Consider the following 17,419-nt stretch of genomic DNA (forward strand, 5'->3'; position numbering starts at 1 on the left):
CGGGATGACGGCTTTGGAAGTCCACCCTTTTCTGACCAATATGTGATATTTTATTATCGACATGCGATAAGTGTGAGATTAATAGACTGTATTAAGTGAATTTTATCAAACAACTAAGTGATAGTATGAACTGCCATTTCCAAGCAATCGGAGGTTTGGCTTTCGTTAAGTCTTGCCGCTTAGAATCGGTTTTCGCAGCTGTTCCAACTGGAGGAAAACGCATGGCGGCATTGTCTTTCCCGGACACCGAGGGAAAAATTTCCAGAGATCGCGATCAGTTTTTGCGTGAGCTGTTGCGCGAACTCGCAGACGTGCTGGAGGATCGCGTCGGCCTTGACGAGGCCAAGGGGTTCATCGCGCGGGTCGGGGCGCGGATCGGCGACAAGATGGATGCGGAATATCGCGGACTTCTCGATGTCGACAGGATGGACCTGGAGCAGGTGGCCGGCGCCCTGGTGGATCTCAAGGCGCGCATCAACGGCGGGTTCGAGATAGAAGAGATATCGGGTGACCGTATCGTGCTGGTGAACAGTGCCTGTCCGTTCGGGGAATACGTGCACGGGCGGCAGGCGCTTTGCATGATGACATCCAGCGTTTTCGGGCGCCTCGCCGCCAACAACCTGGATTATGCCCGTATCGAAAAGACCGAAACGATCGCGCGCGGTGACTCGCGGTGCCGTATCGTCGTGCACCTGACCGAGGGCGAAATTGGCCGCGAGTATTTTGGTTAATCGGGTCGGACAGGAAGAGCTGGAACGCAGCGCCTTCATGGCGCTGCCGAAACATGCGATCCTGGTCGACCGATCGGCGCGTGTCTGCGCCAGCAATGCCATGGCGGCGCGTCTGGCCCGAGGTGTCACGGGATGCAGCGCCGTGCCGGACCAGTGGGGCCTTTCCGATGTCTTCGACATCTCGCCCGAAGCCGCGATAAAGGAGATAATCATTGCCGCCTCTGGCGGGATATTGTTGTTTCCGCTGCGCGACCCGGCTCCGGGCAGCCCGTCGAGAATGCGGTTCCGCGTAAGCCCCGTCCGCAATGGCGGTGCCGCGCCTCGGCACTTCGTGCTTGTTTCGGAGCGGGGAGACGCGCTGGGTAAGACGTTTCGCGATCTCAACGCGGAGCTCGAACACGTCGAAGCCGAGGCACGGCGTGAACGGGCGTACCGGCGGTCCCTGCAGCGGGCGAACGAGGCACTGAACGCGTCGAACGCCGAATTGAAATCCTTTGCCTACGCGGTGTCGCATGACCTGAAGTCGCCGGTACAGACGGTGGCGATGCTGCTGTCCGAAATGTCCGAATGCGACGAGGGCGATCTTAGCGATGACGTCACGGAACTGGTCGATATGAGCCGGGAGACCCTTTCGCGGATGTCGGTACTGATCGAGGACCTGTTGCGTTACACGCAGTTGATAGGGACCGACATCAGGAAAACGCCCTGCGATCTGAACGCGATTGTCGAAGAGGTGATTGCGGATCTCAGAGCCGAGGTGAAAGGCGCGGGGGCCACGGTGCGGCGGGGCGATTTGCCGGTGGTTCTGGGCGACGCGGTCATGCTGCGCGTTCTGTTTCAGAACCTCGTTTCCAACGCGGTCAAGTTTCGCTGCCCCGACCGGCCCCCCGAAATAATGGTAGAAGCCGGCGCGCGCGATCCGGACGGGCGTGCCCGGATCGAGGTGCGCGACAATGGGATCGGAATAGCGCCCGAGTATCGCGACCGCATCTTCGAGTTGTTCAACCGGTTGCACCGGCATGAGGATATTCCGGGGAGCGGGCTTGGCCTGACGATGTGCCGGCGGATCGTCCACAATTTGAAAGGTGGGCTGGAGGTCGGCGAGAACCCCGGTGGCGGCTCCGTGTTCACCGTGTCGCTAAGAGTGCCCGAACATGAGTGAACCACAGGACAAACCGCTGGTGCCGATCGAAACCGTGCTTCTGGTTGACGACGATACGTTCTTTCACGTCGCGTGCAGGCGGCTGATGCAGCGGTCGGGCCTGGTGAAGACCCTGATCGCCTTTCCGATGGCCGAAGACGCGCTGGAATTCCTGGCCCGAGAGGACAGGCCCCGGATCGACGTCCTTTTCCTTGACATAAACATGCCGAAGATGAACGGCTTCGAGTTTCTTGAGGAAGCGACCGCACGTTTCGGCAAGGACTTTTGCAGCATGATCGTCGTGATGCTGACCTCATCGCTCGACCCGGGGGACATCGAGCGGGCGAACGCGAGTTGTGCGGTGGACGAGTTCGTCAACAAGCCGCTGTTGCAGGCGCAGATCGAGGCCATTGCCACGAAACTGAAATCCGACCCGCGACCGATCGGCTGATGCCGGCCCTCCGAGCGACGCGGGCCCGATGCAAGGTCCAGACCCCAAGGACAGGCGGCAGGCGTCCGGGTTAAGGGAAGCGGGATAACATCGCGCGGGGTGGCGGGGAGGTCCCGGGTCTAGCCCGGGACAGGCGATCAGACGGAAAAACGGAGGCCCGAAGGCCCCCGTTTCTCGTCCCTCGTCGACTGGCTTATTTCTGCAGTTCGGTCCAGATCGCGGTGTAGAATTCCTGCGCCTCGGCGGGGCAGGCGGTGGTGAACTGACCCGCTTCCTTCAGCTCTTCGGGCACGACGATTTCCGGCGCGGTCTTCATGTCCTCGGGCATGAACTCCTCGGAACCGTCGATGCCGTTGGCGTAGCGGGCGAAGGACGACAGCATGGCCGCGTTCTCCGGCTCCATGATGAAGTTCAGGAAGAGCTTGGCGTTCTCGACGTTCTGCGCGTCCGCCAGGATCGCGGCGCTGTCCATCCAGACCGGGTAGCCCTCTTTGGGGTAGCCATAGGCCACGTCCTCGTTGTTGTTGCGGGCGCGGAAGGTCGAGCCGTTCCAGTTCACGGAGGCCATGACGTCGCCGTTCGAGAGCTTCTCGGTCATGCCGTAATCCATGCTCATCCACTTGGGCTTGGCCTCGATCAGCACGTCGCGGGCCTTTTTCAGCATTTCCTTGTCAGTGGTGCAGGGCTCGCCACCGACGTAGAACAGCGTGAGGTTCATCACGTCCTGCATTTCCGGCACGACGTTGACCTTGCCCACCAGTTCCTCGGGCGGGTCGAGGAAGATGGCGGAGGTGTTGATGTCGCCATCATAGGCGGACGTGTTCACGGCAACGCCCGTCGTGCCCCATTGCCAGGGCACGGAGTATTCGCGGTTCGGGTCCCATTCGACGTTCTTCCACTGGTCCGAGATGTTGTCGTAGTTTTCCATCTCGGGGATGCCGGCCTTCATCAGGAGGCCCTTGTCGATATAGACGCCCATGTAGCTGTGCGTCGGCACGACGATGTCGAAGCCGTGGCCGCCGGCCTCGATCTTGGCCAGGGCGGTGGTGTTGCTGTCGTAGTCGGTGATCGTGACGTCGATGTCGTGTTCCTGTTCGAACTTCTCGATCATCTCGGGGCTGGTGTAGTTGCCCCAGTTGTAGATATTGAGCGACCCTTCGGCATGGGCCGCCCCGGCCAGCGCGATGACCGCGACTGAGGTGGTCAGGTATGTTTTCATCGTCTTTCTCCCTGTTGAGGTTGTGCGCGGGTTAGTCCCGCTTTCGGTTCAGTATAAAGAAGGCCGTGAGCAAAAGCACGGTCAGCGCGAGTAGCGCTGTGGAGATCGCGTTGACCTCGGGCGTGACGGCGCGGCGCAGCTGGCCCAGCATGTAGGTGGGCAGGGTATCCTGCCCGGCGGATTTGACGAACTCGGTGATGATGACGTCGTCGAGAGAGATGACGAAGGCCAGCATCGCGCCGGCGGCGATGCCGGGCATCATCAGCGGCAGGGTCACGTGGCGGAAGGTCTGCCAGGGTCGGGCGTAGAGGTCGGCTGCGGCGGTTTCCAGTGCGAGGTCCATGCCCTCGAGCCGGGCGCGGATGGGCAGGTAGGCGAAGGGCACGCAGAAGGCCGAATGCGCGAGGATCAGGTAGGCGAGGCCGGTGTAGCCGGTGGCGACCTTGATCGACGCGAAGAAGATCAGGAGGGCCACGGCGGTGACGATCTCGGGCACCATCAGGGGCTGGTTGATCATCACATAGATGAAGGTCTGCCCCTTGAAGCGGCCGCGACGGGTGGTGCCGAGCGCGGCCATGGTGGCGACGGTGGTGGAGATGAGCGCGGCCGAGACGGCGATGACCAGCGAGCGAACGGTCGCCTGTTGGACTTGCGTGTTGTCCCAGGCCTCGACGTACCAGCGGATGGAAAAGCCGCCCCAGAGCGCCACGGATTCGGAATCGTTGAACGAGTAGATCACCATGGTGACGATCGGCGCGTAGAGCAGCACGAAGGTCGTGAGCGCGATGGCGGTGAAGCCGGGCAGCGTGGTGACGGAGAAGCTTTTGTTCCTAGCCATTGGTCTGGTCCCGTGAGGTGACGCGGACATAGGCCAGCAGGGCGACGAGGACGATCATCAGCAGAAGCAGCGACAGGGCAGCGCCGAGGGGCCAGTTGCGGCCCTGGCCGAACTGAAGCTCGATGAAGTTGCCGACCATCATGTTCTTGCCGCCGCCGAGGATGCGGGGGGTGACGTAGGCACCCAGCGAGGGCACGAAGACGAGGATCGATCCCGCGACGATGCCCGGTTTGACGATGGGCAGGATGACCCGGCGCAAGACCTTCATACGGGTGGCGTAGAGGTCGTAACCCGCCTCGACGAGGCGGAAATCGAACCGGTCGATGGCGGCGTAAAGCGGCAGCACCATCAGGGGCAGGTAGACATAGGCCATGCCGATCAGCACCGCGGTGTCAGTGTAGAGAATCTGCAAGGGCTGGTCGATGATCCCGAAGCTGAGCAGGAAGGAGTTGAGCAGGCCCTGGTTGCGAACCACTTCCATGATGGCGAAGGTGCGGATCAGCAGGTTGGTCCAGAACGGAATTGTGATCAAAAACAGCCAGAAGCCGCGCTTGTTGGGCGGGCGCGTGGCGATGAACCACGCGGTGGGAAAGCCGATGGCGAAGGCGATGAGCGTGGTCAGGACCGACAGTTTCACCGAGCGCCAGAATATCGTCAGGTGCGCATCGGCAAAGGTGACGGTGTCGTCGAAGATGTCGCGCTCGAAAAAGACGCGGAACCATGCCTCGGTCGTGAACTCCCAGACTACGCCGGAATATTCGCCCGGCTCGAGGAAAGCATAGACCACCACGATCAGCAGCGGGCCGGCGGCGCCCAGGGCCAGAAGGATCAGCGCCGGGATCGAGAGGATCCAGCCGGCGCGTCCGCTGCCATGGGTGGGGCCCGCCATCCTAGTCCTCCAGCACCCGGACGGCGCCGGGGACGAAATCAAAAGAGACCTGCTGGCCTTCGTGAAGGCCGGTGTCACCCGAGGGCGGGCTTTGCATCCGGGCGACCACTTCGGTGTCGTCGGACATGCGCAGGTGGCAATGGGTGTCGGTGCCGAAATAGACGGTTTCGGCCACACGGGCCGAGAGCGCGCCGTCACCGATGCGGACCTGTTCGGGGCGCACGGCGAGGCTGACTTTGCTACCTTGGGAGGCGGCGTCGATGTTGTCCACGGCGATGACGTCGCCGGTGGGCAGGCGTACGCCGCCCGTCTCGACCGTGCCGGTCAGGACGTTGGTTTCGCCGATGAAATCGGCGACGAAACGGTTGACCGGCTTGTTGTAGATCTCACGCGGGCCGCCGATCTGCAAGATCGATCCGTCGCGCATGACGCCAATGCGGTCGGACATGGTCAGCGCCTCTTCCTGGTCGTGGGTGACGAAGACGAAGGTGATGCCGGTCTCGCTTTGCAGGCGCTTGAGTTCCAGCTGCATTTCCTTGCGCAGCTTGAGGTCCAGCGCCGAGAGCGGCTCGTCGAGGAGCAAAACCTCGGGCTCGGGGGCGAGCGCGCGGGCCAACGCCACGCGCTGTTGCTGGCCGCCGGAGAGTTGCTGGGGTTTGCGCTCGGAGAAGGCTTCGAGTTTGACCAGCGCGAGCATCTCGGCCACGCGGGCGTCGACCTGTGCCTTGGGCGTGCCCTGCATGGCTAGGCCGAAGCCGATATTGTCAGCCACGCTGAGATGCGGAAAGAGTGCGTAGCTTTGGAAGACGGTGTTCACGGGGCGGTCGTAGGGCGCCATGGTGCTTATGTCGCGCGCGCCCAGCAGGATCATGCCCGATGTGGGCGATTCGAAGCCGGCGATGAGGCGCAAAAGGGTGGTCTTGCCACAGCCCGAGGGGCCCAGGAGGGTGAAGAATTCGCCCTTGTTGATCACCAGGGACACATCGTTCAGGGCGCGGACCTTTTTGTCGCCGGCACCGTATTCCTTGCGGGCCGATCGGGCCTCGACCGCGGCTTCGGTCATGCAAAGTCCCCCATGTTCATGGGGTCAGTGTTTCCCGACACGACCGCGATATTCAAGTGTTTTCAGGTATCGACGCCAGACAGGGACGGAATTTGATCAAACCATGGGCGGGCGCGTTCGACCTCGGCGCAGAGCGACATGAGCGCCGTGTCGGCACCAAAGCGGCCGGCGAGATGGATGCCGATGGGCAACCCGTCGGCGCCCCGGCAGAGCGGCAGGGACACGGCGGGCTGGCCGGTGGCGTTGAAGGCGGCGGTATAGGGGGAATAGGCGAAGATGCCGTTTTCGCCCATGCGGTAGGCCACGTAATCCTCGGTGTCGTGGGCGAAGCGGCCGATGGAGGCGGGTGGCTCGGCCATGGTGGGTGTCAGCAGGATGTCGTGATCCTCGAAGAACGCGGCCATCTGGCGACCGTAGGCGTGCACGGTCTCCACGGCGTCGAGGTAATCGGTGCCGCTGACGGTCCTGGCGTATTCCACCGCGCCGCGGGCGACGCCTTCGATGTCGCCCTGTCGCAGGTCGCGGCCCTGTTTGGCCAGCGCGCGGCGCACCCAGGAGGCGGTGCCGCAGGCGACGATTTTGGTCCAGGCGTGCATCATCCCTGCGGTGTCGGCGGTGGGGCGGGCTTGCGTTACGTGGTGGCCCATGTCGTGCAAAAGCGCGGCGGCGTCCTGCACGGCGGCCTGGCATTCGGGGTGGATCGCCTCGCCGGTGAGGGTGGTGTCGCAGAGCGCGATGCGCAGGGGCGTGTTGGGGCGGTCGAGCGATTCCATGAAGGTGCAGGGCATAGCCGGCGCGACATAGGGCGCGCCGAGGTCGGGGCCGCAGACGATATCGAGCAAGAGCGCCGTGTCGCGGACCGAGCGGGTGAGAAAGCCCTCGATCGCCATGCCGGCCCAGCCTTCGCCGGCGTAGGGCCCGTCGGGGACCATGGCGCGGGTGGGCTTGAACCCGAGGAGGCCGCAATTGGACGCCGGGATGCGGATCGAGCCGCCGCCGTCGCTGCCATGGGCACCGGGGACGATGCCCGCCGCCACCGCAGCGCCCGAGCCGCCGGACGAGCCGCCGGGGGTGCGAGACGTGTCCCAAGGGTTGCGGGTGGGGCCGCCATAGACCGCCGCCTCGGTCGCCGCGCCCACGCCGCCCTCGGGCGCGGCGGTGCGGCCGAAGGTGACGAGGCCCGACGATTCCAGGCGGTCGTAGATGGTGGAATTCATCTTGTAGCTGGTGTTGGCCAGCAGACGCGAGCCGAGCGAGGCGGGAAAGCGGGTCGATTCCGCGCCCATGTCCTTGAGCAGGAAGGGCACGCCGGTGAGCGGACCCTTGGGCAGGCCATCGGCGATCATCCGGCGGGCGGTGTCGGAATAGTCGTGCACCACGGCGTTGAGCGCGGGGTTCACGGCGTGCATCCGGGCGAGGGCGGTGTCGAGGAGGTCGTCGGGCGTGACCTCGCCCCTGGCGACGAGGCCGGCGAGGGAGGTCATGTCGTGGGCGCGGTAATCATCCATGGGGCCAGAATGCACGGGGGGCGCGGGGGTGCAACGGGAATATGAGGGTGCCGCGCGTGTGTTGGTGGCGTAACGTCATCCCGGACCTGATCCGGGATCTCTTGCGGCGGGAGGTCCCGGGTCAGGCCCGGGACGGGGTTTGTTATTCCCACCAGCGGTCGATGCTGGCGATGTCGTCGTCGGACCAGCCGAAGTGGTGGGCGAATTCGTGGACTGTTACGTGGGCGACCAAATCGGCCAGGTCCACGTTGCCCCGGTCGCGCCATTCCGCCAGGATGGGTTCGCGGAACAGCCAGACGATATCGGGGCCGGTGGGCTGGTCGAAGACCGACTTTTCGGTCATCGGGATGCCGTCATAGAGCCCGGTCAGCTCGGCCGGGTCGGTCATGCTTAGGCTGTCGAGCATCTCCTGATCCGGCCAGTCGGCGACGTGGATCGCGACGGCCCGCGCGGCCTCGGCAAAGGCGTCGGGAAAGCCCGCCACGGTGCGGCGGGCCACGTCTTCCATCCAGTCGAGAGAGGTGTCGGGAGCGGGCATGGACGTGATCTAGGCCGTGCGCCCGGGGTGCGCAAGCGCTCAGAGGCGCAGTTGGTAGGACGAGGGCACGTAGGCGTAGCCGCTGTCCGATTTCTCGACGAAGCCGGTGGCGGGCCAGGGCATGTGGTAGCCGACGAAGGGCATCTGCTCGGTGGCCAGCATGTCGAGCAGCGTCTTGCGGGTCTGGGCGGCCGCTTCCTTGTCCATGTCGAACTTCACCTCCCAGTCGGGATGGGCCAGCGACCAGACATAGTGGTTGGCGAAATCGGCGGCGATCATCAGGCTTTCGCCCTCGCTTTCGATCAGGTGCACCATGTGGCCGGGCGTGTGGCCGAAGGCGGCCATCGCCGTATGGCCGGAAAAGCCCGAGCCGCCATCTTCGATCATGGTGAATTGCTCGGCCAGGGGGCGGACCTTGGCCTCGAAATTTTCGTCGCCGGCCGCGGCCCAGTGGTCGAACTCGTCCGATCCGGTGACATAGGACGCGTTGGCGAATGTGGGCGTGTCGCCGTCCATCAGGCCGCCGATATGGTCGCCGTGCATGTGGGTGATCACGACGGTGTCGATCATGTCGGAGGAATAGCCCGCGGCCTCGAGCGCGTCCGTAAGCCCCTCGGCGTTCAGGCCGGTGTCGAACAGAACCAGCTCGGAGCCGGTATTGACCACGGTGGGGGTGAAAAAGAACTGCGCCTGATCGGTCGGGATCATCGCGGCCTCGGAGACGGCGTTGAACTCGTTTTCCTCGACATTGAGGCCGAAGATGGTGTGCGGATCGGGGCGCGTGGCCTCGCCCGCCAGGAGTGTCGTGACCTCGAACCCGCCCAGTTGGAAGCGGCGGAAGGGCGGCGTGGCGGCGCCCAGCATCGGCGCCGTGGCCCATGCGGGCAGCGCGGGGGCGGCGGAGAGGGCGGTGGCCGAGGCGAGGAACCCGCGGCGGGAAAAGCGTGTGGACATGTCGGACCTCCTGTTTATGTCGAGCGAGAGGATAGGACGGGGTGTGGAAAAGTCGCGCATATGTCCCGAGCATGTCACGGGAAAGTGAGGCCGAGCTACACCCCGGCAGGCGGACAGGGTCGCGTGCCGCGCCCGTGATACTGGACAAGCGACCCCCTTATGACATTTGGCGCGGCAACAGGAGACACCCCATGACAACCACCCGTTTCGCGCCGTCCCCCACCGGGTACATCCATATCGGCAACCTGCGCACCGCGCTGATGAACTTCCTGATTGCCCGCAAGAGCGGCGGGACGTTCATCCTGCGCATCGACGACACCGATCCCGAGCGGTCGAAGCAGGAATACGTGGATGCGATCAAGCAAGACCTGGAATGGCTGGGCCTGACCTGGGACCGCGTCGAGCGGCAGTCGGAGCGGCTGGACCGCTATGCCGAGGTAGCGGAGAAGCTGCGTGGGATGGGCCGGTTCTACGAGGCGTTCGAGACGCCCACGGAACTGGACCTCAAGCGCAAGAAGCAGCTGAACATGGGGCGGCCGCCGGTCTATGACCGGGCTGCCCTGGGGTTGTCCGACGAGCAGAAGGACGCGCTGCGTGCAGAGCGCGGGGATGGCGTGTGGCGGTTCAAGCTGGATCATGAGCGGATCGAGTGGAATGACGGGATCCTGGGCGACATCTCGATTGATGCGGCGAGTGTCAGCGACCCGGTGCTGATCCGCGGCGACGGGCAGGTGCTGTATACGCTGGCCTCGGTCGTGGACGACACCGAGATGGGCGTGACCCACGTGGTGCGCGGGTCCGATCACGTGACCAATACCGCGACGCAGATCCAGATCATCGAGGCGCTGGGTGGCACCGTGCCCCAGTTTGCGCATCATTCGCTGCTGACCGGGCCGCAGGGGGAGTCGCTGTCGAAACGGCTGGGCACGCTTTCTTTGCGCGATTTGCGGGCGCAGGGCGTGGAGCCGATGGCGCTGTTGTCGCTGATGGCACGGCTGGGCTCGGCCGATCCCGTGGAAATGCGGACGGACATGGCGGAGCTGATCGAGGGGTTCGATATCTCGCGCTTCGGTTCGGCGCCGACGAAGTTCGATGCGAATGACCTCTTTCCGCTGACGGCGCGGGTGCTGCAGGGGCGCGATTTTGCGGATGTGAAGGCGCATATCGTGGCGCTTGGCGTGCCGGAGGATCAAGCCGAGCGGTTCTGGAGCGTGACGCGAGAGAACATCACGACGCTGCACGATCTGGAGCCGTGGTGGGTGATGTTCCGCGACGGGGCGGAGCCGGTGATCGACGACGAGGACCGGGAGTTCGTGGCTCAAGCGCTGGCGCTGCTGCCCGAGGGGCCGCATGATGGCGACACCTGGGGGCAGTGGACGAACACGGTCAAGGAGCAGACGGGCCGCAAGGGCAAGGGCCTGTTCATGCCGCTGCGCAAGGCGCTGACCGGGCAGAACCACGGGCCGGACATGAGCCAGGTGCTGCCACTGTTGCAGGTGATCAAGGCGAAGGGCTGAGCACGGGCATTGCTTGCCTTTCCCTGAAGTTTGCCGAAAGCTTTCAGGGACGGTGCTTTGCGCCGCCGGTAATTCCTGCCACGCAATCCATGAGTGTCGCCGCAAGGGGACCGAAGCACCAAACTGTGCTATATCTGGATTTCGCGGAGGATGATCAAATGAGCTTTGTTTCGATCACGACGTGGCGAATGGTCGTCGAGACCGAGAATCTCGAGCACGTGAAAGACCTGATGGTGCGGAAATACTTTCCGGGACTGTTGGCCCTGGGTGCAGAGCGTTCGATGCTGGTCGATACCGAACTGGACCGTTTTGCCATTGTAACAGTCTACCCAAGCCGGACGGTGCGCGATGAAGCCTTCTCGCGCATATCGGCACTTCGGGGCGAAGGCGCTGAAGAATTCGGTGCCGAGTTGATGGATGCGTATGTCGGAGAGATGGTGGCCTCTTCCGAAGCTTGAAGGGGAATGGTCAGCTCGCCGCATAGCAGGCCCTGAAGCATTTCAGGCGGAACGACCGCAGTGTGCCATTGGCGATGTGGCTGATCCAGGGCCGCGTATCGCGGGGACGTCCCCACGGGGCGGCAACTTGGCTGCGCCGGGCGCGGACCGGCCCCTGATCGGTGCTTCTTTGCCGATGGCTTGCGCATTTGAGCAACACATCGAAGATGTGATGACCTAGGTGGCTTGTTGTCAGCCCTGATTCCGCCTCATTCAAGTGGTCTGCTCATACCTTCACCTGGGGTCGAAACATGTCTAGCGTCATTGTACTGATCGGGATGGCAATCGTGGCCGTTCTTCTGTTTGCTTTTCTGGCGTCGTCGGCGCGGAATCGCATCTGACGGTTGCGCGACTTGAACGGGTTAGGATTTACCTGACGGAAAGGCCGCGTCGTTTCGAGCGGTTCACGGAGGTCGTGCGGGACGCGCCTCAGTCCTTGAGCGGGTTGTAGGTGGAGGCCGGCTGGACCTTGGCTCCGACACGGTCGAGCATGTCGTTGACCAGCGCGGTTTCCTGTCGGTTGAGCTTCTGGTGCCGTGGATAGAGCGGGCGGCGGCGGTCGTCGAGGATGGGGGCGTCCCAGCCGTCGGTCGTTTCGAAGAAACGCTGAACGCCCTCCTCTCCGAAGACATGCAGGTAGCCCTGCGCCACCACGTCGATATAGCTCAGCAGCACGGGGCTGACCGCGTCGGGGTTCTGGTGCTGACCGTCCTCTATGGCGAAGACCACGAGGTCGGCATCCTCGGGCAGGTGGGTGCGGACCTGGTGGCGGGCGGGCACACGCATGTAGGCCCGCTCGCGCGCGTCGAGCGCGGCCCAGTCGGCACCGGGCACGCCGGCGACGAGGCCGTCGATCTGGGCGGTGGTGTCGGGCACGGCCGTGAGATACGCCACCTCGCGCAGGGTCGTCTTGCGCCAGGCCCGCCGCCAGCCCGAAAGCTGGGCGGGGTGGGCATCCGCATAGGTATGGGTGCCGCGATTCACCAGGCTGCCATAGCCGAAGAAGAATCCGGGTTGCACGAGGGGTACCGCCTTTCTGTTTGCCGCACGATGTCAACAGTCGCGGCGGCAAAGGTCAAGGACTGCCATCAAACTGTGATCGGTGACGGTCATTCTGCTTGCAGAGGCTTGGGCCGGCCACTACGCTACTAAAGTATCGGAACGGGAGAACCGGCAATGCCGGTGCCGAAGGAGCAACCGCCCCGGAAACTCTCAGGCGCAAGGACCGGCCGATGTAAGACTCTGGAGAGATCGCGGAAAGATCCCGCGGCGCCGAAGGGATAGCGATCTCAGGCGAAAGGACAGAGGGGGCATCGGGCGCGTCAGGCGAGACGCGGAACGGATGCCGGCTGCCCTGCCAGATGCGCCCGGATCGAGATGCGAAGGAGAGCCGCTTGGACGATCTGCGCGAAACGCCGCTAACGGGCCTGCACAAGGCGCTGGGCGCGAAGTTGACCGGGTTCGCGGGCTACGAGATGCCGCTGCAGTACGGCCTGGGCGTCATGGGCGAGCATCTGCATACGCGGGACAAGGCGGGGCTCTTCGATGTCAGCCACATGGGGCAGGTCCTGATTCGCCACGAGGCGGGCTATGGCGGGGCCGCGCAGGCGATGGAGCGGCTGGTGCCGGTCAACCTTTTGGGGCTGGGCGAAAAGCGGCAGCGCTACGGGTTCTTTACCAACGATGCGGGCGGCATTCGCGACGACCTGATGCTGACCAACCGGGGAGATCACCTGTTGGTCGTGGTGAACGCGGCCTGCAAGGCCGATGATATCGCGTTGATGCGTGAAGGGCTGCCCGAGTGCGAGGTGACCGAGGTAACGGACCGCGCGCTGATCGCGTTGCAGGGGCCGAAGGCGGTCGATGCGCTGGCGCCGATTGCGGCGGGCTGCGAGATCATGAAATTCCTGGATACCGGCATTTTCACCTCGGATTACGGGGAGTTGTGGGTGTCGCGCTCGGGCTATACCGGCGAGGACGGCTACGAGATTTCGGTGCCCGCGGCGCAGGCCGAACCGCTGGCGCGGGCGCTTTTGCTGCACGAGGCGGTGGAGCCGGTGGGCCTGGGCGCGCGCGACAGTTTGCGGCTGGAGGCGGGCCTGTGCCTTTACGGGCAGGATATCGACGAACACACCACGCCGGTGGAGGCGGGGCTGAGCTGGGCCATCCAGAAGGTGCGCGGCCGGGGCGGCGAGCGCGAAGGCGGATTTCCCGGCGCGGAGGTGATCCTGGACCAGCTGGAGAACGGCGTGGCGCGGTGCCGGGTGGGCCTGCGCCCCGAAGGCCGCGCGCCGATGCGGGCCGGCACGCAGATTTTCGGCAGCGAGACGGGCGGCGAGGCCGTGGGGCAGGTGACCTCGGGCGCCTATGGGCCCAGCATCGAGGCGCCGATGTCGATGGGATATGTCGCGGCCAGCCATGCCTCGGCCGGCACGACGCTATATGGTGAGGTGCGCGGCAAGCGCCTGCCGGTGACCGTGGCGGAGATGCCGTTCACGCCTGCGAATTTCAAACGCTGAACATCAGGGAGACTTGAATGAAATACACCGAAGAACACGAGTGGCTGGACCAGGACGGAGATATCGTCACGGTCGGCATCACCAGCCATGCCGCCGAGCAGCTGGGCGATATCGTTTTCGTGGAACTGCCCGAGGTGGGCGCCGAGGTGACCAAGGACGACGAGATCGTGGTGATCGAAAGCGTCAAGGCGGCCTCGGACATCCTGGCGCCGCTGGACGGCGAGATTGTGGAGGTCAACGAGGTGCTGGCCGACACGCCCAGCAAGATAAACGAGGACCCCGAGGGCGACGGCTGGTTCTTCAGGATCAAGCCCTCGGACACCTCGCCGATGGACGATTACATGGATGAAGCCGCCTACAAGGATTTCATCGACTGATCCGCGCCGCCGGGCGCAAAATTTTTGAAAAATTTTGGCAAAAATCTTTTGAAGATTTTTGTGCCTCCGGCGGGGATATTTTGAGCCAGAGGAAGCAGGGGCGGCGCCCGTCGCCCCGGCGCCGTCTCTTGTCTGACACCAAGGAGCGATTGTCATGCCGTTCGAGCCCACAGACTACCTGCCCTACGATTTCGCCAACCGGCGCCATATCGGGCCGTCGCCCGAGGAGATGGCCGAGATGTATGCCGCGCTGGGGGTCGAGGACCTCGATCAGCTGATCGACGAGACCGTGCCGAAATCGATCCGGCAGGCCGGGAAACTGGATTTCGGCAAGCCCAAGTCCGAGCGCGAGCTGATGCACGAGATGCGCATGGTCGCGGGGCGGAACAAGGTGTTGGTCAGCCTCATTGGCCAAGGGTATCACGGGACGGTCACGCCGCCGGCGATCCAGCGCAACATCTTCGAGAATCCGGCGTGGTACACAGCCTATACGCCCTATCAGCCCGAGATCAGCCAGGGGCGGCTGGAGGCGCTTTTGAACTTCCAGACGATGATCTGCGACTTGACCGGGCTGGAGGTGGCCAATGCGTCGCTCTTGGACGAGGCGACGGCCTGCGCCGAGGCGATGACCATGGCGCAACGGGTGGCGAAGTCGAAGGCCAAGGCGTTCTTCGTGGACCGCGATTGCCATCCGCAGAACATCGCCGTGGTGCAGACGCGCGCGAAACCGCTGGGGATCGAGGTGATCGTGGGTGATCCGGAAAAGCTGGAGGCCGACAAGGTCTTCGGGGCGCTGTTCCAGTATCCCGGCACCTACGGACATGTGCGTGATTTCACGGCGCAGATGGAGGCGTTGCACGCCGAGAACGCGGTCGGGATCGTGTCGGCGGACCCGCTGGCGCTGACGTTGTTGAAGGAGCCGGGCGCCATGGGGGCGGATATCGCCGTGGGCTCGGTTCAGCGGTTTGGCGTGCCGATGGGCTATGGCGGGCCGCACGCGGCCTACATGGCCTGCAAGGACGCGATGAAGCGCGCCATGCCGGGGCGGATCGTGGGGGTGTCGGTCGATTCCCATGGCAACCGGGCCTACCGGCTGTCCCTGCAGACCCGCGAGCAGCATATCCGGCGTGAGAAGGCCACCTCGAACGTCTGTACCGCGCAGGCGCTCTTGGCCGTCATGGCGTCGATGTATGCCGTGTTTCACGGGCCCAAGGGCTTGCAGGCCATCGCTCAGCGCATTCACCGCAAGACCGTGCGCTTGGCCAAGGGGTTGGAGGCGGCGGGGTTCAAGGTGGATCCGAAGGTCTATTTCGACACGATCACGGTGGACGTGGGCCCATTGCAGGCAGCGGTAATGAAATCGGCCGTCGACGAGGGGATCAACCTGCGCCGGGTGGGCGAGCATCGCGTCGGCATCACGTTGGATGAGGCGACCCGGCCCAAGAATATCGAGGGGGTCTGGCGCGCCTTCGGGATCGAGAAGACCGACGAGGACTTCACGCCGGAGTACCGCGTGCCGGAAAAGCTGCACCGCCAGAGCGGGTACCTTGAGCATCCGATCTTTCACATGAACCGGGCCGAGACCGAGATGATGCGTTACATGCGCCGGCTGGCGGACCGGGACCTGGCGCTGGACCGGGCGATGATTCCGCTTGGGTCGTGCACGATGAAGTTGAATGCGGCGGCCGAGATGATGCCCGTGAGCTGGCGCGAGTTCGCGCGGCTGCACCCGTTCTGCCCAAAGGACCAGGCAGAGGGCTACCGCGTGCTGATCGAGGATCTGAGCGCGCGGTTGTGCGAGATCACCGGCTATGACGCCATGTCGATGCAGCCCAATTCGGGTGCGCAGGGGGAATACGCGGGGCTGTTGACCATTGCCGCCTATCACGCCGCGAATGGCGAGGGGCATCGCAACGTCTGCCTGATTCCGACCAGTGCCCATGGCACAAACCCCGCGAGCGCGCAGATGGTGGGCTGGAAGGTGGTCCCGGTGAAGTCCGATGCCAATGGCGATATCGACCTTGACGACTTCCGCGCCAAGGCGGAGGCCAATGCTGACGGGCTGGCGGGGTGCATGATCACCTATCCAAGCACGCATGGCGTGTTCGAGGAAACCGTGCTGGAGGTCTGCAAGATTACCCACGACCATGGCGGGCAAGTCTATATCGACGGGGCGAACCTGAATGCCATGGTGGGGCTGTCGCGGCCCGGGGATCTGGGTGGTGACGTGAGCCACCTGAACCTGCATAAGACCTTTTGCATTCCGCACGGCGGGGGCGGGCCCGGCATGGGACCGATCGGCGTGAAGGCGCACCTGGCGCCGCACCTGCCTGGCGATCCGCGCGGGCAGGAAGACGGGCCGGGGCCGGTGTCGGCGGCGCCTTACGGCTCGGCCTCGATCCTGCCGATCAGCTGGGCCTACACGCTTTTGATGGGTGGTGAAGGGCTGACCCAAGCGACCAGGGTGGCGATCCTGAACGCCAACTACGTGGCCAAGCGGCTGGAGGGGGTGTATGACGTGCTGTACCGGGGGCGGAATGACCGGGTGGCGCATGAATGCATACTGGATACGCGCCCCTTCGCCGACAGCGCGGGCGTCACGGTGGACGACATCGCCAAGCGGCTGATGGATTGCGGGTTTCACGCGCCCACGATGAGCTGGCCGGTGGCGGGCACGCTGATGATCGAGCCGACGGAGAGCGAGACCAAGGCGGAGCTAGACCGGTTCTGCGACGCGATGCTGGCGATCCGCGAGGAGATCCGCGCCATCGAGGACGGCGAGATGGACCGCGAGAACAATCCGCTGAAACATGCGCCGCACACGATGGAGGACCTGGTGCGCGAGTGGGACCGGCCCTATAGCCGCGAACAGGCCTGTTTCCCGCCCGGCGCGTTCCGGGTGGACAAGTACTGGCCGCCGGTGAACCGGGTGGACAATGCCTTTGGCGACCGGAACCTGGTGTGCACCTGCCCGCCGATGGAGGCGTATGCCGAGGCGGCGGAGTGAGGCAGGCAATCAGGCGGCCTCCCGAAGGAGACCGCCCTTACTTGGTACTGAAATCACTCGCTAAAATGATCGGGCCTTGCCCGGGACAGGGGCAATGCCCTCGTTCGGTCGGGCGGGAGTGACCCTTGGAACGAATACCTGTCGGTCGTGGCCGCCGGTCAGTCGGTTCA

Annotated in this window: 16 protein-coding genes and 1 riboswitch; of the genes, 8 read left to right on the forward strand and 8 right to left on the reverse strand. The window is 64.2% G+C overall.

Going from position 1 to position 17,419, the window contains the following annotated elements; genetic code table 11:
• The first annotated feature begins 95 nt into the window (after positions 1-95).
• From ACSQ76_RS05530 to ACSQ76_RS05540, 3 genes are read left to right on the forward strand one after another with little or no spacing between them, the layout of a single operon-like run.
• Positions 96-731, forward strand: a complete 636-nt coding sequence (locus ACSQ76_RS05530) for a methanogen output domain 1-containing protein (protein ID WP_437155764.1) — start codon at positions 96-98, stop codon at positions 729-731.
• Positions 732-768: 37 nt separating this feature from the next.
• On the forward strand, positions 769-1,893 hold the full coding sequence (locus tag ACSQ76_RS05535; RefSeq protein ID WP_437155765.1) for a sensor histidine kinase: 1,125 nt from the start codon (positions 769-771) through the stop codon (positions 1,891-1,893).
• Complete coding sequence (locus ACSQ76_RS05540; RefSeq protein WP_437155766.1) at positions 1,886-2,323, forward strand: response regulator; 438 nt, start codon at positions 1,886-1,888, stop codon at positions 2,321-2,323. Before ACSQ76_RS05535 ends, ACSQ76_RS05540 begins: the two co-directional genes overlap by 8 nt.
• Before the next feature lie 193 nt (positions 2,324-2,516).
• On the opposite strand, the gene ACSQ76_RS05545 is transcribed toward ACSQ76_RS05540, so the two are convergent.
• The 7 genes from ACSQ76_RS05545 to ACSQ76_RS05575 all read right to left on the reverse strand — a co-directional run bounded on the left by ACSQ76_RS05545 (position 2,517) and on the right by ACSQ76_RS05575 (position 9,332).
• A complete protein-coding gene (locus ACSQ76_RS05545; protein ID WP_306128018.1) occupies positions 2,517-3,542 on the reverse strand; it encodes an extracellular solute-binding protein in 1,026 nt (341 codons plus the stop codon).
• Positions 3,543-3,573: 31 nt separating this feature from the next.
• Positions 3,574-4,380, reverse strand: a complete 807-nt coding sequence (locus tag ACSQ76_RS05550; protein ID WP_437155767.1) for an ABC transporter permease — start codon at positions 4,378-4,380, stop codon at positions 3,574-3,576.
• The gene (locus tag ACSQ76_RS05555) at positions 4,373-5,269 is read right to left on the reverse strand and encodes an ABC transporter permease (protein WP_437155768.1); all 897 of its coding nucleotides are present in this window, start codon (positions 5,267-5,269) and stop codon (positions 4,373-4,375) included. The genes ACSQ76_RS05550 and ACSQ76_RS05555 overlap by 8 nt, the downstream gene beginning before the upstream one ends.
• A gap of 1 nt (position 5,270) precedes the next feature.
• A complete protein-coding gene (locus ACSQ76_RS05560) occupies positions 5,271-6,332 on the reverse strand; it encodes an ABC transporter ATP-binding protein (protein ID WP_437155769.1) in 1,062 nt (353 codons plus the stop codon).
• Positions 6,333-6,394: 62 nt separating this feature from the next.
• Entirely contained in the window at positions 6,395-7,840 is a 1,446-nt protein-coding gene (locus tag ACSQ76_RS05565; RefSeq protein WP_437155770.1) for an amidase, read from the reverse strand.
• Between the two features lie 142 nt (positions 7,841-7,982).
• Positions 7,983-8,378 (reverse strand): metallopeptidase family protein, encoded by a 396-nt coding sequence (locus tag ACSQ76_RS05570; protein ID WP_437155771.1) that lies wholly within the window; start codon positions 8,376-8,378, stop codon positions 7,983-7,985.
• A gap of 39 nt (positions 8,379-8,417) precedes the next feature.
• Entirely contained in the window at positions 8,418-9,332 is a 915-nt protein-coding gene (locus ACSQ76_RS05575) for an MBL fold metallo-hydrolase (protein WP_437155772.1), read from the reverse strand.
• A gap of 191 nt (positions 9,333-9,523) precedes the next feature.
• On the opposite strand from ACSQ76_RS05575, the gene gltX reads away from it, so the two are divergent.
• Both gltX and ACSQ76_RS05585 read left to right on the forward strand, forming a co-directional pair.
• Positions 9,524-10,849: a glutamate--tRNA ligase gene (gene gltX / locus ACSQ76_RS05580; protein ID WP_437155773.1), complete on the forward strand. Its 1,326-nt coding sequence runs from the start codon at positions 9,524-9,526 to the stop codon at positions 10,847-10,849.
• Positions 10,850-11,007: 158 nt separating this feature from the next.
• On the forward strand, positions 11,008-11,307 hold the full coding sequence (locus ACSQ76_RS05585; protein ID WP_437155774.1) for a hypothetical protein: 300 nt from the start codon (positions 11,008-11,010) through the stop codon (positions 11,305-11,307).
• A 468-nt stretch (positions 11,308-11,775) separates the two neighbouring features.
• On the opposite strand, the gene ACSQ76_RS05590 is transcribed toward ACSQ76_RS05585, so the two are convergent.
• The gene (locus tag ACSQ76_RS05590) at positions 11,776-12,366 is read right to left on the reverse strand and encodes a gamma-glutamylcyclotransferase family protein (RefSeq protein WP_437155775.1); all 591 of its coding nucleotides are present in this window, start codon (positions 12,364-12,366) and stop codon (positions 11,776-11,778) included.
• A gap of 131 nt (positions 12,367-12,497) precedes the next feature.
• Positions 12,498-12,584, forward strand: a riboswitch (glycine riboswitch).
• A 156-nt stretch (positions 12,585-12,740) separates the two neighbouring features.
• On the opposite strand from ACSQ76_RS05590, the gene gcvT reads away from it, so the two are divergent.
• The 3 genes from gcvT to gcvP all read left to right on the forward strand — a co-directional run bounded on the left by gcvT (position 12,741) and on the right by gcvP (position 17,249).
• A complete protein-coding gene (gcvT, locus tag ACSQ76_RS05595; RefSeq protein ID WP_437155776.1) occupies positions 12,741-13,865 on the forward strand; it encodes a glycine cleavage system aminomethyltransferase GcvT in 1,125 nt (374 codons plus the stop codon).
• 17 nt (positions 13,866-13,882) lie between these two features.
• A complete protein-coding gene (gcvH, locus tag ACSQ76_RS05600; protein WP_437155777.1) occupies positions 13,883-14,242 on the forward strand; it encodes a glycine cleavage system protein GcvH in 360 nt (119 codons plus the stop codon).
• 154 nt (positions 14,243-14,396) lie between these two features.
• Positions 14,397-17,249 (forward strand): aminomethyl-transferring glycine dehydrogenase, encoded by a 2,853-nt coding sequence (gene gcvP / locus ACSQ76_RS05605; RefSeq protein ID WP_437155778.1) that lies wholly within the window; start codon positions 14,397-14,399, stop codon positions 17,247-17,249.
• Positions 17,250-17,419 lie beyond the last annotated feature (170 nt).

It is taken from the genome of Roseovarius sp. B08 (genome assembly GCF_051417955.1).
Classification (GTDB): Bacteria; Pseudomonadota; Alphaproteobacteria; order Rhodobacterales; family Rhodobacteraceae; genus Roseovarius.